This is a genomic window from Pseudomonas sp. RIT-562 (assembly GCF_026241895.1).
GTDB classification, from domain to species: domain Bacteria; phylum Pseudomonadota; class Gammaproteobacteria; order Pseudomonadales; family Pseudomonadaceae; genus Aquipseudomonas; species Aquipseudomonas mandelii_F.
This window is the reverse complement of record NZ_JAPJIV010000003.1, coordinates 346,428-364,758: the sequence shown is the minus strand read 5'-3', so window position 1 is coordinate 364,758 and position 18,331 is coordinate 346,428. Positions and strand designations below refer to the sequence as shown.

The 18,331-nt window shown below is 60.2% G+C and carries 19 protein-coding genes; 9 read left to right on the top strand and 10 right to left on the bottom strand.

Translation table 11 applies throughout. The features are described from left to right. Positions 1–38 precede the first annotated feature (38 nt). The 7 genes from pip to ORL50_RS06465 all read left to right on the top strand — a co-directional run bounded on the left by pip (position 39) and on the right by ORL50_RS06465 (position 8,979). Complete coding sequence (gene pip, locus ORL50_RS06495; protein ID WP_266011282.1) at positions 39–1,010, top strand: prolyl aminopeptidase; 972 nt, start codon at positions 39–41, stop codon at positions 1,008–1,010. After that, entirely contained in the window at positions 1,007–1,444 is a 438-nt protein-coding gene (gene dtd / locus ORL50_RS06490) for a D-aminoacyl-tRNA deacylase (RefSeq protein ID WP_266011280.1), read from the top strand. The genes pip and dtd overlap by 4 nt, the downstream gene beginning before the upstream one ends. 320 nt (positions 1,445–1,764) lie before the next feature. Beyond that, positions 1,765–3,579 carry a glucan biosynthesis protein G gene (locus ORL50_RS06485; protein ID WP_266011278.1) on the top strand — a complete coding sequence of 605 codons (1,815 nt, stop codon included), beginning with the start codon at positions 1,765–1,767 and terminating at the stop codon, positions 3,577–3,579. After that, positions 3,572–6,142 carry a glucans biosynthesis glucosyltransferase MdoH gene (gene mdoH, locus ORL50_RS06480; RefSeq protein ID WP_266011276.1) on the top strand — a complete coding sequence of 857 codons (2,571 nt, stop codon included), beginning with the start codon at positions 3,572–3,574 and terminating at the stop codon, positions 6,140–6,142. Before ORL50_RS06485 ends, mdoH begins: the two co-directional genes overlap by 8 nt. Before the next feature lie 222 nt (positions 6,143–6,364). Next, positions 6,365–7,162, top strand: a complete 798-nt coding sequence (locus ORL50_RS06475; protein ID WP_266011274.1) for a transporter substrate-binding domain-containing protein — start codon at positions 6,365–6,367, stop codon at positions 7,160–7,162. 130 nt (positions 7,163–7,292) lie between these two features. After that, on the top strand, positions 7,293–8,252 hold the full coding sequence (locus ORL50_RS06470; protein WP_266011272.1) for an amino acid ABC transporter permease: 960 nt from the start codon (positions 7,293–7,295) through the stop codon (positions 8,250–8,252). Beyond that, positions 8,245–8,979, top strand: coding sequence for an amino acid ABC transporter ATP-binding protein (locus ORL50_RS06465; protein ID WP_266011270.1), 735 nt, complete (start codon positions 8,245–8,247; stop codon positions 8,977–8,979). Before ORL50_RS06470 ends, ORL50_RS06465 begins: the two co-directional genes overlap by 8 nt. Before the next feature lie 132 nt (positions 8,980–9,111). Here the strand turns inward: ORL50_RS06465 and ORL50_RS06460 are convergent, their stop codons facing one another. The 10 genes from ORL50_RS06460 to ubiE form a co-directional block, all read right to left on the bottom strand. Then, complete coding sequence (locus tag ORL50_RS06460) at positions 9,112–11,028, bottom strand: methyl-accepting chemotaxis protein (protein ID WP_266011268.1); 1,917 nt, start codon at positions 11,026–11,028, stop codon at positions 9,112–9,114. Between the two features lie 165 nt (positions 11,029–11,193). Beyond that, the gene (locus tag ORL50_RS06455) at positions 11,194–11,901 is read right to left on the bottom strand and encodes a 16S rRNA (uracil(1498)-N(3))-methyltransferase (RefSeq protein ID WP_266011266.1); all 708 of its coding nucleotides are present in this window, start codon (positions 11,899–11,901) and stop codon (positions 11,194–11,196) included. Next, the gene (gene tatC / locus ORL50_RS06450) at positions 11,898–12,692 is read right to left on the bottom strand and encodes a twin-arginine translocase subunit TatC (protein ID WP_266011264.1); all 795 of its coding nucleotides are present in this window, start codon (positions 12,690–12,692) and stop codon (positions 11,898–11,900) included. Before tatC ends, ORL50_RS06455 begins: the two co-directional genes overlap by 4 nt. Then, positions 12,689–13,135, bottom strand: coding sequence for a Sec-independent protein translocase protein TatB (gene tatB / locus ORL50_RS06445; protein WP_266011262.1), 447 nt, complete (start codon positions 13,133–13,135; stop codon positions 12,689–12,691). Before tatB ends, tatC begins: the two co-directional genes overlap by 4 nt. Positions 13,136–13,145: 10 nt before the next feature. After that, positions 13,146–13,421: a twin-arginine translocase TatA/TatE family subunit gene (locus ORL50_RS06440; RefSeq protein ID WP_045061961.1), complete on the bottom strand. Its 276-nt coding sequence runs from the start codon at positions 13,419–13,421 to the stop codon at positions 13,146–13,148. A gap of 25 nt (positions 13,422–13,446) precedes the next feature. Next, the gene (locus ORL50_RS06435) at positions 13,447–13,779 is read right to left on the bottom strand and encodes a phosphoribosyl-ATP diphosphatase (RefSeq protein WP_008047820.1); all 333 of its coding nucleotides are present in this window, start codon (positions 13,777–13,779) and stop codon (positions 13,447–13,449) included. Further along, a complete protein-coding gene (gene hisI, locus ORL50_RS06430) occupies positions 13,772–14,173 on the bottom strand; it encodes a phosphoribosyl-AMP cyclohydrolase (RefSeq protein ID WP_266011257.1) in 402 nt (133 codons plus the stop codon). The genes ORL50_RS06435 and hisI overlap by 8 nt, the downstream gene beginning before the upstream one ends. Before the next feature lie 80 nt (positions 14,174–14,253). Then, positions 14,254–15,858, bottom strand: a complete 1,605-nt coding sequence (gene ubiB, locus ORL50_RS06425; protein WP_266011255.1) for a ubiquinone biosynthesis regulatory protein kinase UbiB — start codon at positions 15,856–15,858, stop codon at positions 14,254–14,256. After that, positions 15,855–16,478 carry a ubiquinone biosynthesis accessory factor UbiJ gene (locus tag ORL50_RS06420; RefSeq protein WP_266011253.1) on the bottom strand — a complete coding sequence of 208 codons (624 nt, stop codon included), beginning with the start codon at positions 16,476–16,478 and terminating at the stop codon, positions 15,855–15,857. The genes ubiB and ORL50_RS06420 overlap by 4 nt, the downstream gene beginning before the upstream one ends. After that, entirely contained in the window at positions 16,478–17,248 is a 771-nt protein-coding gene (gene ubiE / locus ORL50_RS06415) for a bifunctional demethylmenaquinone methyltransferase/2-methoxy-6-polyprenyl-1,4-benzoquinol methylase UbiE (RefSeq protein ID WP_007948968.1), read from the bottom strand. Before ubiE ends, ORL50_RS06420 begins: the two co-directional genes overlap by 1 nt. A gap of 154 nt (positions 17,249–17,402) precedes the next feature. Here ubiE and ORL50_RS06410 point away from each other — a divergent pair, with 154 nt between their 5' ends. After that, positions 17,403–17,678 (top strand): polyhydroxyalkanoic acid system family protein, encoded by a 276-nt coding sequence (locus ORL50_RS06410; RefSeq protein ID WP_266011237.1) that lies wholly within the window; start codon positions 17,403–17,405, stop codon positions 17,676–17,678. Positions 17,679–17,905: 227 nt separating this feature from the next. Further along, entirely contained in the window at positions 17,906–18,328 is a 423-nt protein-coding gene (locus tag ORL50_RS06405) for a phasin family protein (RefSeq protein WP_266011235.1), read from the top strand. Positions 18,329–18,331 lie beyond the last annotated feature (3 nt).

Below are 18,331 nucleotides of genomic sequence, written 5' to 3'. Positions count from 1 at the left end.
CCCCCCAGGGATGACCTCGACCCCTTACGGAGCGCGCAATGCAGACTTTGTACCCGCAGATCAAACCCTACGCCCGGCACGATCTGGCCGTCGATGACACCCACACGCTGTATGTCGACGAGAGTGGTTCACCGCAAGGGTTGCCGGTGGTGTTCATCCACGGTGGCCCGGGCGCCGGGTGCGATGCTCAGAGCCGGTGCTACTTTGATCCCAATCTGTATCGCATCGTGACTTTTGACCAGCGCGGCTGTGGTCGCTCCACACCCCACGCCAGTTTGGAAAACAACACTACCTGGGATCTGGTCGCCGACCTTGAGCAGATTCGCAAACACCTAGGCATCGACAAATGGGTACTGTTTGGCGGTTCCTGGGGCTCGACCCTGGCGCTGGCCTACGCGCAGACCCACCCGGAACGAGTACACGGCCTGATCCTGCGCGGGATTTTTCTGTGCCGTCCGCAGGAAATCGAATGGTTCTACCAGGCAGGCGCCAGCCGGCTGTTCCCTGATTACTGGCAGGATTACATCGCGCCGATCCCGCTGGACGAACGTGACGACCTGCTTGGCGCTTTCCACCGGCGCTTGACTGGCAACGATCAGATTGCCCAGATGCACGCGGCCAAAGCCTGGTCCACCTGGGAAGGGCGGACAGCGACGCTGCGCCCGAACCCGCTGGTCGTCGACCGCTTCTCCGAACCCCAGCGAGCCTTGTCGATCGCCCGGATCGAGTGCCATTATTTCACCAACAACGCTTTTCTCGAGCCGAACCAGCTGATCCGCGACATGGGCAAGATTGCCCACCTGCCTGGCGTGATCGTGCATGGTCGCTACGACGTGATCTGCCCACTGGACAACGCCTGGGAATTACACCAGAACTGGCCTAATAGTGAGCTGCAGGTTATTCGTGACGCAGGCCATGCGGCCTCCGAGCCTGGCATTACCGATGCCCTGGTGCGCGCCGCCGACCTGATGGCACGACGCATGCTCGACCTGTCGCCAGAAGAAGCATGAAGGCTCTGCTGCAACGCGTGAGCAGCGCGAGGGTCGAAGTTGATGGCGTGGTGGTCGGCGCTATCGACCAGGGTTTGCTGGTGCTGGTGGCGGTTGAACCCGACGATACGCGGGCCAGCGCCGACAAACTTCTGCATAAGCTGCTTAACTATCGGGTATTCAGTGACGCCGAGGGCAAGATGAATCTGTCCTTGGCGGATGTGGGCGGTGGGTTGCTGCTGGTCTCTCAGTTCACCCTGGCCGCTGATACCAAGAGCGGGCTGCGCCCAAGTTTCTCCACAGCTGCGCCTCCGGCACTGGGCGAGGAGCTTTTTGACTATCTATTAGGCAAAGCGAAACAAATGCATGGCACAGTGACATCAGGTAGATTCGGCGCGGATATGCAGGTGCACCTGGTCAACGATGGCCCGGTTACCTTCCTGTTGCAGGTCTGAAAGCGCTTGAAACAACTTTTTAAGCGCTTTTCGAGCGGAAACAGGCGTTTTTCGCGATAAATACTTTGTTACCCCTGATGCGTTGTAACGCGGCCTACTAGATAATCGCGCGCTACGGGGATCAGCGTTCGTTGGTCCGTTTTGACTTAGGTAGAGACTTGTCCTGGGCCTGTTGGGGAATCATTTCGCCCCATGGGAGTCGGAACAATGCTCGCCAACTTGGCAAGAGTGGTCTGTAGGGGCGGTTTTTTAACGCCGTTTACCTCACAGCACTTTAACTGGCCGTTGGTTTTTTGATCTGTTTTCGGCGAGGGTTGCTCGTGATTGTTAGTCCCTGTATTGCACCAAAATTGTCTGCCAAACGGCTACGAAGCGCTCTGGTAGCGGGCTCTGCACTGCTCTGCCTGCTCAGCGCCGGCCAGCTTTGGGCTTTCAGTCTGGATGATGTGTCGGCCAAGGCAAAAGAGCTGGCCGGGCAGAAGTACGAAGCCCCGCGCAGTAATCTGCCGAACGAATTCCGTGAAATGAAATTCGCGGATTATCAGAAAATTCGTTTCCGCACCGAGAAAGCCGAATGGGCCGATCAGAAGACCCCGTTCAAACTCTCGTTCTATCACCAGGGCATGCACTTCGATACTCCGGTGAAAATCAACGAAATCACGGCTAACACCGTCGAAGAGATCAAATACGACCCAAGTCGTTTCGATTTTGGCGATGTCAAGTTCGATCCGAAGGCCACTGAGCAGCTGGGTTATGCCGGTTTCCGTGTGCTGTACCCGATCAACAAGGCCGACAAGCAAGACGAGATCATGACCATGCTGGGCGCGAGCTACTTCCGCGTCGTCGGCAAGGGTCACACCTATGGCTTGTCCGCTCGCGGCATGGCCATCGATACCGCGTTGCCGTCCGGCGAAGAATTCCCGCGTTTCACCGAGTTCTGGATTCAACAGCCAAAACCGGGTGACAAGCACCTGGTGATCTTCGCGCTGCTCGATTCCCCTCGTGCGACCGGTGCCTACCGCCTGACCCTGCGTCCGGGCAGCGATACCATCGTCGACGTCAAGGCGCAGATGTACCTGCGTGACAAGGTCACCAAGCTGGGCATCGCTCCACTGACCAGCATGTTCCTGTTCGGCGCGAACCAGCCATCCAAAGTGCTCAACTATCGTCGCGAACTGCACGATTCGAGCGGCCTGGCGATCCATGCCGGCAACGGCGAGTGGATCTGGCGTCCACTGAACAACCCTAAACACCTGGCTGTCAGCAATTTCGCAGTAGAGAACCCGCGCGGTTTCGGCCTGCTGCAACGTGGTCGCGACTTCAGCCACTATGAAGACCTCGACGACCGCTACGACAAGCGTCCTAGTGCCTGGATCGAGCCACAAGGTGATTGGGGCAAGGGCTCCGTAGACCTCGTGGAAATCCCGACTGCCGATGAAACCAACGACAACATCGTGGCTTTCTGGAGTCCGGAAAAACTGCCTGAGCCTGGTCAGCCGCTGGATGTCGCCTATCGCCTGCACTGGACCATCGACGAAGCTGCGCTGCACGCTCCGGATAGCGCTTGGGTCAGCCAGACCCTGCGTTCCACCGGCGACGTCAAGCAGTCCAACCTGATCCGTCAGCCGGACGGCAGCGTTGCCTACCTGGTGGATTTCGAAGGCCCGTCCCTGGCAGCCCTGGCGCCAGAGACTGACGTTCGCAGTCAGGTCAGCGTCGGTGACAACGCCGAACTGGTCGAGAATAGCGTGCGCTACAACCCTGAAACCAAGGGCTGGCGCCTGACGCTGCGGATGAAAATCAAGGATCCGAGCAAGTCCACCGAGATGCGTGCGGCCCTGGTGCAGAACATCGTGCCTGCGGATCTGGCGAAGACTTCGCTGCCTGCCTCCAACTCCTCCGTGGCCAAAGCCGACAAGGTCGCCGCCAAGCAGCAGGAGAAGGCGGACAAGGAAGCCAAGCTCGCAGAGGCCAAGCAGGCTGATGCCAAGCCGGCGGCGGAGAGCTCCAACAAGGACAACAAAGACGCCAAGCAGCCTGCCGCTGCCGACGCGGCCCCAGCCACACCGGAATCGGCACCGACTGAAGAAGTCCTGACCGAGACCTGGAGCTACCAGTTGCCTGCCGATGAGTAATTCTCAAGTACAGCCAGAGACTCTTGCCGAGTATCTGGCGCATCTGCCGATGACCGACCAGCAGCGCGCGGAACTCGCGGGCTGCCAGTCCTTCAGCGAACTGCACCAGCGTCTGTCGTCTTCGACGTTCGACGCGCCGAGCGAGGCCGCCCAGGCCTCGGTCGGCAAGCGCCTGACCTTGAACACGGCCGAAGAGCTGGAAGACGCGGAAATGCTGGCGCTCGACGCCAGCGGTCGGGTTTGCCTCAAGGCGACCCCGCCGATCCGTCGGACCAAGGTCGTGCCGGAGCCATGGCGCACCAATATTCTGGTGCGTGGCTGGCGCCGGCTGACCGGCCGCACCAATCCACCGGCCCCGCCGAAGGATGAGCGCGTGCTGCCGGCTGCTCGCTGGCGCACCGTCGGTTCGATCCGTCGCTACATCCTTTTGGTGCTGATGCTCGGCCAGACGATTGTCGCCGGCTGGTATATGAAAGGCATCATGCCGTATCAGGGTTGGTCGTTCGTCGACCTCAACGAAGTCCTGCACCAACCGCTGCTGCAGACGGCCACGCAAGTGCTGCCGTATGCGTTGCAAACCAGCATCCTGATTCTGTTCGGGATTCTGTTCTGCTGGGTGTCTGCCGGGTTCTGGACAGCACTGATGGGCTTCCTCGAGCTGCTCACCGGGCATGACAAATACCGTATTTCTGGTAAAAGTGCCGGTAACGAGCCGATCGCCAAGGATGCGCGCACCGCGCTGGTCATGCCGATCTGCAACGAAGACGTGCCGCGGGTGTTTGCCGGGTTGCGGGCGACCTTCGAGTCGGTCGCGGCCACGGGTGAACTCGATCGGTTCGACTTCTTTGTGCTCAGCGACAGTAACGATGCCGATATCTGCGTAGCCGAACAGCAGGCGTGGCTGGACGTGTGCCGTGAGGCCAAGGGCTTTGGCAAGATCTTCTATCGCCGCCGCCGTCGTCGCGTCAAGCGCAAGAGCGGCAACCTCGACGACTTCTGCCGTCGCTGGGGTGGTGACTACAAGTACATGGTCGTACTCGACGCCGACTCGGTGATGAGCGGCGAATGCCTGACCAGTCTGGTACGCCTGATGGAAGCGACCCCGGACGCCGGGATCATCCAGACCGCGCCACGCGCATCGGGCATGGACACGCTGTATGCACGCATGCAGCAGTTCGCCACCCGCGTGTACGGCCCGCTGTTCACCGCTGGCCTGCACTTCTGGCAGCTGGGCGAATCCCACTATTGGGGCCACAACGCGATCATTCGCATGAAGCCGTTCATCGAGCACTGCGCCTTGGCGCCGTTGCCCGGTAAAGGTGCGTTCGCGGGTGCGATTCTGTCCCACGACTTCGTCGAAGCTGCGCTGATGCGCCGTGCCGGCTGGGGCGTGTGGATTGCCTACGATTTGCCGGGCAGTTACGAAGAACTGCCGCCGAACTTGCTGGATGAACTCAAGCGTGACCGTCGCTGGTGCCACGGTAACCTGATGAACTTCCGCCTGTTCCTGGTCAAGGGCATGCACCCGGTTCACCGCGCGGTATTCCTGACGGGGGTGATGTCATACCTATCGGCGCCGCTGTGGTTCTTCTTCCTGGTGTTGTCGACTGCGCTGCTGGCGGTCAACACCCTGATGGAGCCGCAGTACTTCATGGAGCCGCGCCAGCTGTATCCGTTATGGCCGCAATGGCATCCGGACAAAGCGGTCGCGCTGTTCTCGACCACTATCGTGCTGCTGTTCCTGCCGAAGTTGCTGAGCATCATCCTGATCTGGGCCAAGGGCGCGAAAGAGTTCGGAGGCAAGTTCAAGGTGACCTTGTCGATGCTGCTGGAGATGTTGTTCTCCATGCTGCTGGCGCCGGTGCGGATGATTTTCCACACCCGTTTTGTGCTTGCCGCGTTCCTCGGCTGGGCCGCGACCTGGAATTCGCCACAGCGTGACGATGACTCCACGCCATGGAGCGAGGCGGTCAAGCGCCACGGTCCACAAACCCTGCTGGGTTTCCTCTGGGCGCTGCTGGTGATCTGGCTGAACCCAAGCTTCCTGTGGTGGCTGGTGCCGATCGTCGGTTCGTTGATGTTGTCGATCCCGGTTTCGGTGATTTCCAGCCGGGTAGGCCTGGGCCTCAAGTCGCGTGACGAGAGCCTGTTCCTGATCCCTGAGGAATACAATCCGCCCCAGGCATTGCTGGCGACTGACCAGTACACCCACGAAAACCGCTATCACGCACTGAACGACGGCTTTGTCCGGGCAGTGGTGGACCCGCAGCAAAACGCCCTGGCGTGTTCGCTGGCGACCTCCCGCCATGGTCAGGCCGAGCCGATCGAGTGGCTGCGTATCGAGCGAGTGCGCCACGCCTTGAAAGTAGGGCCGGACGGCCTGAACAACAACGAGCGCGTGCAGCTGCTCAGTGATCCGGTGGCTTTGGCTCGTCTGCACGAGCAGATCTGGAACGAAGGTCACCCCGAGTGGCTGGAAGCCTGGCGTAAATCGGTGAAAGCCGATCCACATGCCCCGTTGTTACCGCTTAAACCGCTGAGCGTGCAGCCTCAGTTGGCGTAAAGAAGAAAACCCCGCGAAAGCGGGGTTTTTTTTGGTATTTCTGTAGCAGCTGCCGAAGGCTGCGATCTTTTGCTTTTTGCGTCTAACAAATCCCCCAAGGCTGCGATAGCATCCGTCCCCGAATTGGTGCGCCCGGACAACTTTCTGTTCGTATCTGCCGGTTTCCCCAGGGAAACCCGCCGTTTGCGCGCCTCATAACGCAATGGTTTTGGGGACTTGATGATGAAGAAGTATCTTTCGATGCTGCTGGTCGGCGTCACGGCACTGGTTGCAGTCGGCACGGCGCAGGCCGGTGCCATCGATGACGCGGTCAAGCGCGGCACGTTGAAAGTCGGGATGGACCCGACCTACATGCCGTTTGAAATGACCAACAAGCGCGGCGAAATCATCGGTTTCGAAGTCGACATCCTCAAAGCCATGACCAAGGCCATGGGCGTCAAGTTGGAGCTGGTATCCACCGGCTACGACGGCATCATCCCGGCCCTGATGACCGACAAGTTCGACATGATCGGCAGCGGCATGACCCTGACCCAGGAGCGTAATCTGCGCCTGAATTTCAGCGACCCCTTCATCGTCGTTGGCCAGACCCTGCTGATCCGCAAGGAGCTGGAAGGCACCATCAAGTCCTATAAAGACCTGAACACCGCGGACTACCGCATCACCTCCAAGCTCGGCACCACTGGCGAGATGGTCGCGAAGAAACTGATCTCCAAGGCCAAGTACCACGGCTACGACAACGAGCAGGAAGCCGTGCTCGACGTGGTCAACGGCAAGGCCGATGCCTTTATCTACGACGCGCCGTACAACGTGGTAGCGGTGAACAAGGTCGGTGCTGGCAAGCTGGTATTCCTCGATAAGCCGTTCACCTACGAGCCGCTGGTCTTTGGCCTGAAGAAGGGCGACTACGACAGCCTCAACTTCATCAACAACTTCCTGCACCAGATCCACGAAGACGGCACCTACGATCGCATCCATGACAAGTGGTTCAAGGACACCGCTTGGCTGAAGGACATGGAGTAAGCGGCGCTCAGTTAGACCGCGTCGCCGCCATCGCGAGCAGGCTCACTCCTACAGGGAAACGCATTCCAATGTAGGAGTGAGCCTGCTCGCGATGACGGCCTCCAAGGCAACACAAATCCCGGAACCTGCAATGAAACAGAAAAAAGCCCAATGGCCCTGGCACGTTTTAACTGTGCTGGTGCTGATCGGCCTGGCCGGCGCCTTGTACTACGCCACCTCGCTGATGTCCTACGAATGGCGCTGGAATCGTGTGCCGCAATACTTCGCCTACCACGCCGAAGAGTCCCAGCGTGCCGCCGACATCTCCACCGTCAGCGAACTGGTGCGCAAGGGCGACAAGGCTGAAGTCACCCTGCGCAACGACGCTGGCGACGAGCAGCACCTGATCGTCGATGAGAACAGCCTGCAAGTCGCCCAGGGCGATGACGTGGCGGAAGGCGATGTCGTTGGCGTTACTCGTCATTGGGCTGCAGGGCCGCTGTTGTGGGGCTTGTGGACCACGTTATGGCTGTCGGTGGTCTCGGGTGTGCTCGGCCTGCTGATTGGCCTGGCGACCGGCCTGTGCCGGCTGTCCAGCAATCCGACCCTGCGCGACCTGTCGACCATCTATGTCGAACTGGTGCGCGGCACGCCGCTGCTGGTGCAGATTTTCATCTTCTATTTCTTCATCGGCACCGTGATGAACCTGTCCCGGGAATTCGCCGGGATCGCCGCGCTGTCGCTGTTTACCGGCGCCTACGTCGCGGAAATCATCCGGTCCGGCGTACAGTCGATTGCTCGCGGGCAAAACGAGGCCGCTCGATCATTGGGTTTGAGCGCCGGCCAGTCGATGCGTCATGTGGTCCTGCCGCAGGCGTTCAAGCGAGTGTTGCCACCGCTGGCCGGGCAGTTCATCAGCCTGGTCAAGGACACTTCGCTGGTGTCGGTAATCGCCATTACCGAGCTGCTCAAGAGCGGCCGGGAAGTCATCACCACCTCGTTCTCGCCGTTCGAAATCCTGTTCTGCGTCGCCGGCCTGTACCTGTTGATCAACCTGCCGCTGTCGAAAATCGCCAGCCGGCTTGAGCGGAGGCTCGCGCAAAGTGATTGAAGTCCGCGATCTGGTAAAAGTCTTCGATACCCGTGGCCAGGTGGTGCGTGCGGTGGATAACGTCAGCACGACCGTCGCCAAGGGCGAAGTACTGGTCGTGATCGGTCCGTCCGGTTCCGGCAAGTCGACCTTCCTGCGCTGCCTCAACGGTCTGGAGGAATTCGATTCAGGCTCGGTGAGCATCGACGGCCTGCAGCTGGCCGACCCGAAAACTGACGTCAATGCCTATCGCCGTGAAGTCGGTATGGTGTTCCAGCATTTCAACCTGTTCCCGCACATGACCGTGCTGGAAAACCTCTGCCTCGCCCAGAAAGTCGTGCGCAAACGCGGCAAGAAGGAGCGCGAGGCCAAGGCCATGGCGCTGCTGGAAAAAGTCGGGATCGCGCAGAAGGCCAACGAATTTCCGTCGCGCCTGTCTGGCGGTCAGCAACAGCGCGTGGCGATTGCCCGGGCGCTGGCGATGGAACCGAAGGTGATGCTGTTCGATGAGCCGACTTCGGCACTGGACCCGGAAATGGTCGGTGAGGTGCTGGACGTGATGAAGACCCTGGCCGTGGAGGGTATGACCATGGTCTGCGTGACACACGAAATGGGTTTTGCGCGGGAAGTGGCGGATCGGGTGTTGTTCTTCGATCACGGCAAGTTGTTGGAAGATGCCTCGCCAGCCGAGTTCTTTGATGCGCCGAAGGACCCGCGGGCGCAGGCCTTCTTGCGCCAGGTTCTGTGACAGGGGCGGCCTTTCGGCCGCCATCGCGAGCAGGCTCACTCCTACAGGGAAACGCATTCCAATGTAGGAGCGAGCCTGCTCGCGATGACATCACCTCGGTCCACATGTGTGAACCGAGGCATGCGCATCAACTCAGACCTTGAACCGCCCCACCAGCATCTGCAGATGAGTGCCAAGACGCGCCAGCTCGACACTGGACGCTGCGGTCTCTTCGCTGGCCGCCGAGGTCTGCTCGGACACGTCCCGCACATTCAACACGCTGCGATTGATCTCTTCCGCTACCGCGCTTTGTTGCTCGGCGGCCGCGGCGATTTGCTGGTTCATCGACTGGATCGCTGAAACCGTGCGGGTGATGCTTTCCAGGGAACCACCGGCGCGGCGGGTCAGTTCGACGCTGCTGTCGGTCAGGCTGCGGCTGTTGTCCATGATGGTCGCCACTTGCTGGGTGCCAGCTTGCAGGCCAACGATCAGCTCTTCGATTTCCTCGGTGGACTTCTGGGTGCGCTGGGCGAGGCTGCGGACTTCGTCGGCGACTACGGCAAAACCACGTCCGGCTTCACCGGCGCGGGCGGCTTCAATAGCTGCGTTAAGCGCCAGCAGGTTGGTTTGCTGGGCTACAGACTTGATCACGTCGAGGACGCTGCCGATTTTGTCGCTTTCGCGTTTGAGATGGCCCATGGCCTCGGTCGAATTGCCCACTTCGAGCGCCAGACGCTCGATCTGGGCGATGGCCTCGCCGACTACCTTGTCACCCTCGCGGGCCTGCTGGTCGGCTGCCACAGCGGCTTCGGAGGCCTCTTCGGCATTGCGCGCGACTTCCTGCACGGTTGCGGTCATTTCGTTCATGGCAGTTGCCACCTGGTCGGTTTCGACCTTCTGGCTGTTGACCCCGGCGCTGGTCTGCTCGGTGACGGCCGACAACTCTTCGGCGGCGCTGGCGATTTGTGTGACGCCGTCGCTGATACCGCTGATCAATTCGCGCAAGCCTTGGGTCATGCTTTGAATGGCGCGCTGCAGTTGGCCCAGCTCATCCTGGCGGCGAGACAGCAGATTGTGGGTCAGGTCACCGGCGGCGATGCGCTCGGCGACTTTGAGGGTCTGGCTCAGCGGTATGACGATCTGGCGGGTGATGGCCCAGGCGGCCAGCAGGCCGAAGGCCAAGGCGAGCAGGGTGGCCAGCAACAGCAGGTTCTTCGCATGTGCGGCGTCGGTGTCGCGGACGATGGTCTGCGAAGCCGTGAGCTTCTTGCTGAGGTCGATCAGGATGTCGCCCTGGGCGCTCATGTGTTTGAGCGCAGTGGCGTTTGCCACCTGGGAGTCGCGGAACTGGCTGACGGCGGCGCGGTAGGCCTTCAGCGACTCGGTAGCCTGCTGCAGGTTGGCGAGGTGCTGCTCAGGCAATTTGGCGGGAAGGCTGTCGAGGCTTTTCAGGGCGGCGTCGATGGCGTCCAGCGCGGGCTGCTCGGCTTCGGCCTTGCCGCTGTAGGTGTAGCCGCGAACCTGGTAGCGCGCTTGCTGGAGCAATTTGCTCAGTTCAATGACCTGGCTGTAGTCGGCAACACTCTCGCCTTGCAGCAGGGATTTCTCGACTGCACTGACTTGCGCCACGGCGTTGTCGGCGGTGGCCCCGAGTTTGCTCCTGGCATCTTCGCGCGCGGCGGTTGCCTGGGTCATGTCGGCAAAGGCGCGTTTGTATTCACCGACGGCTGCCAGTTGCTGGTCGACCATGGCCGCATCGGCAGGTTGTTCGATCAGGCTGCGAGCGGTTCTCAGGCCGGTTTCCAGTTGGCCGAGCAAGTCGTTGACGGCTCCGGGGCCCTGTTCGCCGCGATGCATGTCGTAGTCGAGGCGGGCGATGCGCAGGTCTTTGCTCAGCTCGATCAGGCCGGAAATGAAGCCGAGCTTGTCGCCCCGGCTCATCACACCGCTGAGGCCCGTCCAGCCGGTGAAGGTAATCAGGCAGGTCAGCAGCAACACCAAGCCGAAACCGACTCCCAGTTTGCGATTGACGCTGACGTTCCCCAGTTTATCGGCTAGCGATTGGTACATGCTGCAACTCCCTCGAACCACACGTAGGTTTTATGGGAGTTGTATCGGCAGGTATCTCGGAACCTGTAGGAGCTGCCGACGGCTGCGATCTTTTGGCGCACTTACCAGCGCCAAGATCAAAAGATCGCAGCCTGCGGCAGCTCCTACGGGGAGATTTCGTGCTGTTTAGAAGAGGCGGGCCAGCAGCGCGGTTACGGCGGTTTCCACTCGCAGGATGCGGTCGCCCAGTTGCACCGGTTGTAGGCCGGATTTGGCCAGCAGGTCGATTTCGTAAGGGATCCATCCACCTTCCGGGCCGATTGCCAGGGTCACCGCTTCATCCAGGCCACGGGGGCATGGCGGGTAGTTGCCGGGATGGCCAACCAGGCCGAGGGTGCCTTCCGTGATTGCCGGCAGCCGGTCTTCGACGAACGGTTTGAAACGCTTCTCGATGGTGATCTGCGGCAATACAGTGTCCCGCGCCTGTTCGAGGCCAAGGATCAATTGCTCGCGAATCGCTTCCGGCTCCAGGAACGGCGTTTGCCAGAAGCTCTTCTCGACTCGATAGCTGTTCACCAGGATGATCCGCGGCACGCCCATGGCCGCAACGGTCTGGAACACCCTGCGGAGCATTTTCGGGCGTGGCAGGGCCAGCACCATGGTCAGGGGCAGCTTGGCCGGCGGTGGCTGGTCGAGGGTAACGCGCAATTCGGCTTCGGCAGTATCCAGGCGCAACAGTTCGGCGGACCCCATGAGGCCGCCAATCCTGCCGACTCGCAGGCTGTCACCAACTTGTGAACGATGCACTTCCTGCATGTGGGTCAGGCGGCGATCACGCAGGATCACCCGATCGGCCGCAATGAAATCGGCTTCTTCGAGAAGCAGCAGGTTCACGGCTGGGTCGCTGGCGGCTGGTCGTTGGAGTCGTCAGCCGGCTGGTCGTCCGGGTGCTCACCGCGCTTGCTGATCAGGCTGCCGAACAGGATGCCGATCTCAAACAGCAGCCACATCGGTATGGCGAGCAGGGTCTGGGAGAAAATGTCCGGTGGCGTGAGGATCATGCCGACCACGAAGCAGCCAATGATCACGTACGGGCGGATTTTCTTCAGGTATTTGACGTCGACCACGCCGATCCACACCAGCAACACCACGGCCACGGGGATTTCGAAGGCCACGCCAAAGGCGAAGAACAGGGTCATGACAAAATCGAGGTAACTCGTGATGTCGGTCATCATTTCCACGCCGGCGGGAGTCGCGGCAGCGAAGAATTTGAAGATCAGCGGGAACACCAGGTAATAGGCGAACGCCATGCCGGTGTAGAACAGCAGGATGCTGGACATCAGCAACGGCACCGCGATGCGTTTCTCGTGCTTGTACAGGCCTGGCGCGATGAAGCCCCAGATCTGGTGCAGGATCACCGGGATCGCCAGGAACAACGAAACCATCATCGTCAGCTTCAACGGCGTCAGGAACGGCGACGACACGTCGGTGGCGATCATCGTCGCGCCTTCTGGCAAGTATTGGCGCAGCGGCGTGGAGACGAAGGTATAGATCTGCTGGGTGAACGCGAACAACCCGGCGAAGACGATGAAGATCGCCGCTACGCAACGCAGCAGGCGGGTGCGCAACTCGGTGAGGTGCGAAACCAGCGGCATGTGCTGGTCATTTTCTGGGAGATCGCTCATGGGGCTCGCGGCGGCAGTGTTGGGTCATGAGGGGCAGGCGCAATAGGCGCAGCCGCGGGTGTGGCAGGTTCAACCAGAGGCGGCACCGCAGGAGTGGCGACCGGTGCGGGTTCAGCACTGATGGCCGGCTCGACTACGGGCGTCGGGGCATGAATTGTCGGCTCTGCCACGGGCTGCACTGGAGTCGGCTCCTGCTGGGTCGGCGTGAAGATCTTCCGCGCCTCCTGCTCCAGGGACAGGATGTGTTCGTTGTGCAGCTGCCGACGAATCTCGTCGGCGCCGATTTCACGTTCAACTTCCTGTTTGATCGCGTTGAAGCTGCGCTTCAGGCGACCGACCCACAGGCCGGCGGTGCGCGCGGCGCCCGGCAGGCGCTCGGGGCCCAGCACCAGCAGGGCAACGAGGCCGACGAGCAGCAGTTCAGAGAAGCTGATACCAAACATTAGTCAGTGCTCACACGTCTTTGCGAATTGGCTCTTCGACTTTTTGTGCCTGCACATCGATGGTGTGCGGCGGGTTCACTGGGGTGGCCTGTGGCTGCACAGGTGGTACCGGTTGTGCCGGGGTGACGCTCGGATCAGCAGGTTTTTCGTCATCGTTCATGGCTTTGCGAAAGCCCTTGATCGACTCGCCGACGTCGGTGCCGAGGTTTTTCAGTTTCTTGGTACCGAATACCAGCACGACGACAACCAGGATGACGACCCAGTGTTTCCAGTCAAAAATGCCCATATTGCTGCTCCTCTCTAATAGTTGTTCAGGCGGACGGGCGCGAGGCTTTCTCGGCGTGTCCGGACAGACCGAAACGACGGTCCAGTTCATCGAGTACAGCCTGTGGATGCTGCCCCAGTTGGGCGAGCATGACCATGCTGTGGAACCACAAATCGGCGGTCTCGTAGATGACATCGCTGCAGTCGCCGCTGATGGCGGCGTCCTTGGCGGCAATGATGGTCTCGACCGATTCTTCGCCGACTTTTTCCAGAATCTTGTTCAGCCCCTTGTGGTACAGGCTGGCAACATACGAGCTGTCGGCGGCGGCGCCCTTGCGCTCTTCCAGCACTTCGGCCAGGCGGGTCAGGGTGTCACTCATGTTTGTGTCCTGAGGAATAAATGGCGTGCGGGTCTTTGAGAACCGGGTCGACGGTTGTCCAGTCGCCGTTCTCATAAACGCGGTAGAAGCAGCTCTGGCGGCCGGTATGACAGGCGATGTCGCCGATCTGCTCGACCATCAGGATGATTACGTCGGCGTCACAGTCCAGGCGCATTTCATGCAGGGTCTGCACATGCCCGGACTCCTCACCCTTGCGCCACAGTTTGCCGCGCGAACGTGACCAGTAGATGGCACGGTTCTCGGCGGCAGTCAGCTGCAGTGCTTCACGGTTCATCCAGGCCATCATCAGGACGCGCCCGGTCTTGTGATCCTGGGCAATCGCGGGCACCAGGCCATCGGCGTCCCACTTGATTTCGTCCAGCCAGTTTTTCATCTTCGACTCCGACAGCGGGCTCCGCACTTCATTAGCGGAGTCCAACGTTCAAACAGTGTGCCAGCGGATGACACAACTGGCTATCGGCGAACGACCAGATACAAACCGACCGCCATCATGATTCCGGCTGGCCAATAAGCCAATTCGTTTAACGGCCCGCCAATCGCGAGTACGGCGCCGCCCGCCAGGTGAGCGGTGCCGAGCAGGCGCAGGAACCAGTCGTCACGCCGGCGATGCCAGGGTGGCGGCGGGTCGTACGCGTGGGGCTGGGACATGCGTTCGAGCAGGTCGCGGGCCATGTTGGCCAGGTGCGGCAGTTGTTCGAACTGGCTCTGCACGTTGCCCAACAAGGCTTTTGGGCTGACGCGCTCACGCATCCAGCGTTCGAGGAACGGCTGCGCGGTGTTCCACAGGTCGAGGTCCGGGTACAGCTGACGGCCCAGGCCTTCGATGTTCAACAGGGTTTTCTGCAACAGCACCAGCTGCGGCTGCACTTCCATGTTAAAGCGTCGAGCGGTCTGGAACAGGCGCATCAGCACCTGGCCGAATGAAATATCCTTTAACGGTTTTTCGAAGATCGGCTCGCACACAGTACGGATCGCCGCTTCGAATTCGTTGAGTTTGGTTTCCGCTGGCACCCAGCCCGAATCGATATGCAGCTGGGCCACTCGCCGATAGTCGCGCTTGAAGAAGGCGAACAGGTTGCGGGCCAGGTAGTCCTGGTCTTCCGGGGTCAGGCTGCCGACGATGCCGCAGTCGATCGCAATGTACTGCGGGCTCCACGGATTGACAGTGCTGACGAAGATGTTGCCCGGGTGCATGTCGGCATGGAAAAAGCTGTCGCGGAACACCTGGGTGAAAAAGATTTCGACACCCCGCTCGGCGAGCATCTTCATGTCGGTGCGCTGGTCGGCGAGAGTCGCCAGGTCGGTGACCTGGATGCCGTAGATGCGCTCCATCACCAGCACTTTCGGCCGGCACCAGTCCCAATAGACTTGCGGCACGTAGAGCAGTGGCGAGCCTTCGAAGTTGCGCTTGAGCTGGCTGGCATTGGCGGCTTCGCGCAGCAGGTCGAGTTCGTCGTAAATGGTTTTTTCGTAGTCCAGGACCACGTCCACCGGGTGCAGCAGGCGCGCATCGGCCGAGAGCTTTTCTGCCGCACGAGCCAGGATGAACAGCCACGCCAGATCCTGGGCGATGATCGGCTTGAGGCCAGGGCGGATCACTTTGACCACCACTTCCTCACCGGTCTTCAGCTGCGCAGCGTGCACCTGTGCCACCGAAGCCGAGGCCAGTGGTTCGACGTCGAAACGGCTGAACACTTCGCTGATCTTCTTGCCCAGTTGCTCTTCGATCAGCCTGATCGACACCTGCGAATCGAATGGCGGCACACGGTCCTGCAGCATCATCAGTTCATCGGCAATGTCTTCCGGCAGCAGGTCGCGGCGGGTGGACAGGATCTGCCCGAACTTGATGAATATCGGCCCAAGATCCTGCAGCGCCAGGCGCAAGCGAGCGCCGCGGCTCAGCTCCAGCGTCTTGCGCGGGAACCAGCGCCACGGCAATGCATAACGCAGCGCCAGCAGGAACCAGGGCAGCGGCAGGGCGAACAGCAGGTCATCGAGGCGGTAACGAATCACTACGCGCTGGATGCGCAACAAACGGCGGACGGCAAGCAGCTTCATGCGTTATCGCTTGGGTCGAGGGATCGGGAAAGGCGCTCGAAACGCGCCTCGAGACGTTCCAGATCGAGTTTGATCTGGTCCAGTTCACTGAAACGGGCTTCGGCTTCGCGCTGCCCGACGAGGGTGCGCGATTCTTCGGCCAGGTATTCGCCCAGGTTTTGGCCGAGGCTGACAAATCCTTGCTGGTACCAACGGGCACGGCTGCGCAAATGACCGCCGACCAGTTGGGTTGCCACCGGGCCAAGCCAGCGCGACAGCTCGTATTCCCAGTCCAGCTCGAGGTCCTGAAGGATCGCCGCCAGTTCCAGCAGTACACCGCTGTCGCCGTCGAGTTCGACTTCCGGGCCATGCAGCACGGCGGTCTTGTCCTTGCTCATGGCCAGTTTCAACAGGCTTGAGGCCGGGGCACGCAGGGTGCAGTCGGCGCCGGTTGCCCATTGGGAGGCGAGCATCAACCCTTCGTCGCTGGGCAGGATGAACAGCTGGAATGCCGGGCTGCGGCAATCGACAGCGATCACCTTGCCGCTCAAATGCGCCAGGCGCGGCAATGCCGTGCTGTCGAGGCGCAGCACCCGGTTAAGACCGAGTTCAACGCTGGCGAGCAGGCCGGCCAGCAACATCAGGGTTTGATGCCGCGATGCAAGGCGACGATGCCTGCGGTCATGTTGTGATAAGTCACGCGGTCGAAACCGGCCTCGACCATCATCGACTTCAGGGTTTCCTGGTTCGGATGCATGCGGATCGATTCGGCCAGGTAGCGATAGCTTTCCGAGTCGTTGGTGATCAGCTTGCCCATCAACGGCATGAAGGCGAACGAGTAGGCGTCGTAGGCTTTGGACATCAGCGCGTTGGTCGGTTTGGAGAACTCCAGCACCAGCAAGCGGCCGCCCGGTTTGAGTACGCGCAGCATCGAGCGCAGGGCGTCTTCCTTGTGCGTCACGTTGCGCAGGCCGAAAGCGATGGTCACGCAGTCAAAATGGTTGTCCGGGAACGGCAGTTTCTCCGCGTCGGCCTGGACGAATTCGACGTTGCCGGCCACACCCAGGTCCAGCAGGCGGTCACGACCGACCTTGAGCATGGATTCGTTGATGTCGGCCAACACGACTTGGCCGGTAGGGCCGACCAGGTGCGAGAATTTTTTGGTCAGGTCGCCGGTGCCGCCAGCGATGTCCAGCACCCGATTACCGGTGCGAACACCCGACAGCTCGATCGCAAAACGCTTCCACAGGCGATGCATGCCGCCCGACAGGAGGTCGTTCATAAGGTCGTACTTGGCGGCTACGGAGTGGAAAACCTCAGCGACTTTTTCCGCTTTTTGGCTTTCCGGAACGTTTTTGAAACCGAAGTGAGTGGTGGGTTCGGCATCGCTGCCTTTGCGCTGATCAGTCATATCGCTGTCACCAGAAGAGAATGCGGGACATTCTAATCCCGGTGGCCTGCTTTGTCTTGGAGTGGCTAAAGGTAAGATAGGCAATCACCGGGACGTTTTGCCGCAGTGGCGGTCAAGATGCTTCAGGAAGCATTCATAAAGCAGGAGTCATTAGATGGCCCGTATTAGTGTTGAACGTGCCCACACCCTGGGTAAGGAAGCGGCCCGCGAGAAGGCTGACTTGCTGGCGCAGAAACTGTCTGATCAATATGGCCTGGAGCCGCAGTGGTCGGGCGATACCCTGAACCTCAAGCGCTCCGGGGTAAAAGGCGCGGTGCATGTTGCCGAGGATTCGATCAAAGTCGACGTGGAGTTGGGCCTGATGATGTCGGCCATGAGCGGCATGATCAAGTCGGAAATCGAGAAGGCCCTCGATAAAGCGTTGGTTTGATTTTAGCGTGACATGCAACCTCTGTAGGAGTGAGCCTGCTCGCGATAGCGGTCTGTCAGTCGACATCAATTCGGCTGACAGACCGCTATCGCGAGCAGGCTCACTCCTACATTTGTTTAAGGTGCACCAGAGGTTAGGGTGCCGTTTCTAATTTTTCTCCCTACTTTGTGCATGAGCCCGACTCTTTCGCGGGCAGTTCCTCAAACCTTCTGCGCGTGAGGTGCACCATGGCCAAAGTAATTCTGAAGAAAAAAATCGACGCTTCGACTTCTGCTCTGGGCGACGTCAAATCCTATGCCCGCAAGATCTGGCTGGCAGGCCTGGGGGCCTACACCAAGGTCGGTCAAGAAGGCAGCGAGTACTTTCAGGAGTTGATCAAAGAAGGTCAAACTGTTGAAAAGAAAGGTAAAAAGGTAGTTGCGGAAAAACTTGAAGCCGCCAACTCCGAGATCGATGAAGCGAAGAGTGAAGTCAGCACTTTTAAAGGCAAAGTAGAACTGCAACTGGACAAGGTCGAGAAGGCGTTCGACTCGCGTGTTGCAAGTGCCTTGAATCGTATCGGCATTCCGTCTAAACATGACGTTGAGACACTCTCTGCTAAGCTCGATGAGCTGACGGCATTGCTCGAACGCGTCGCGCGTAAATCTTAAGGA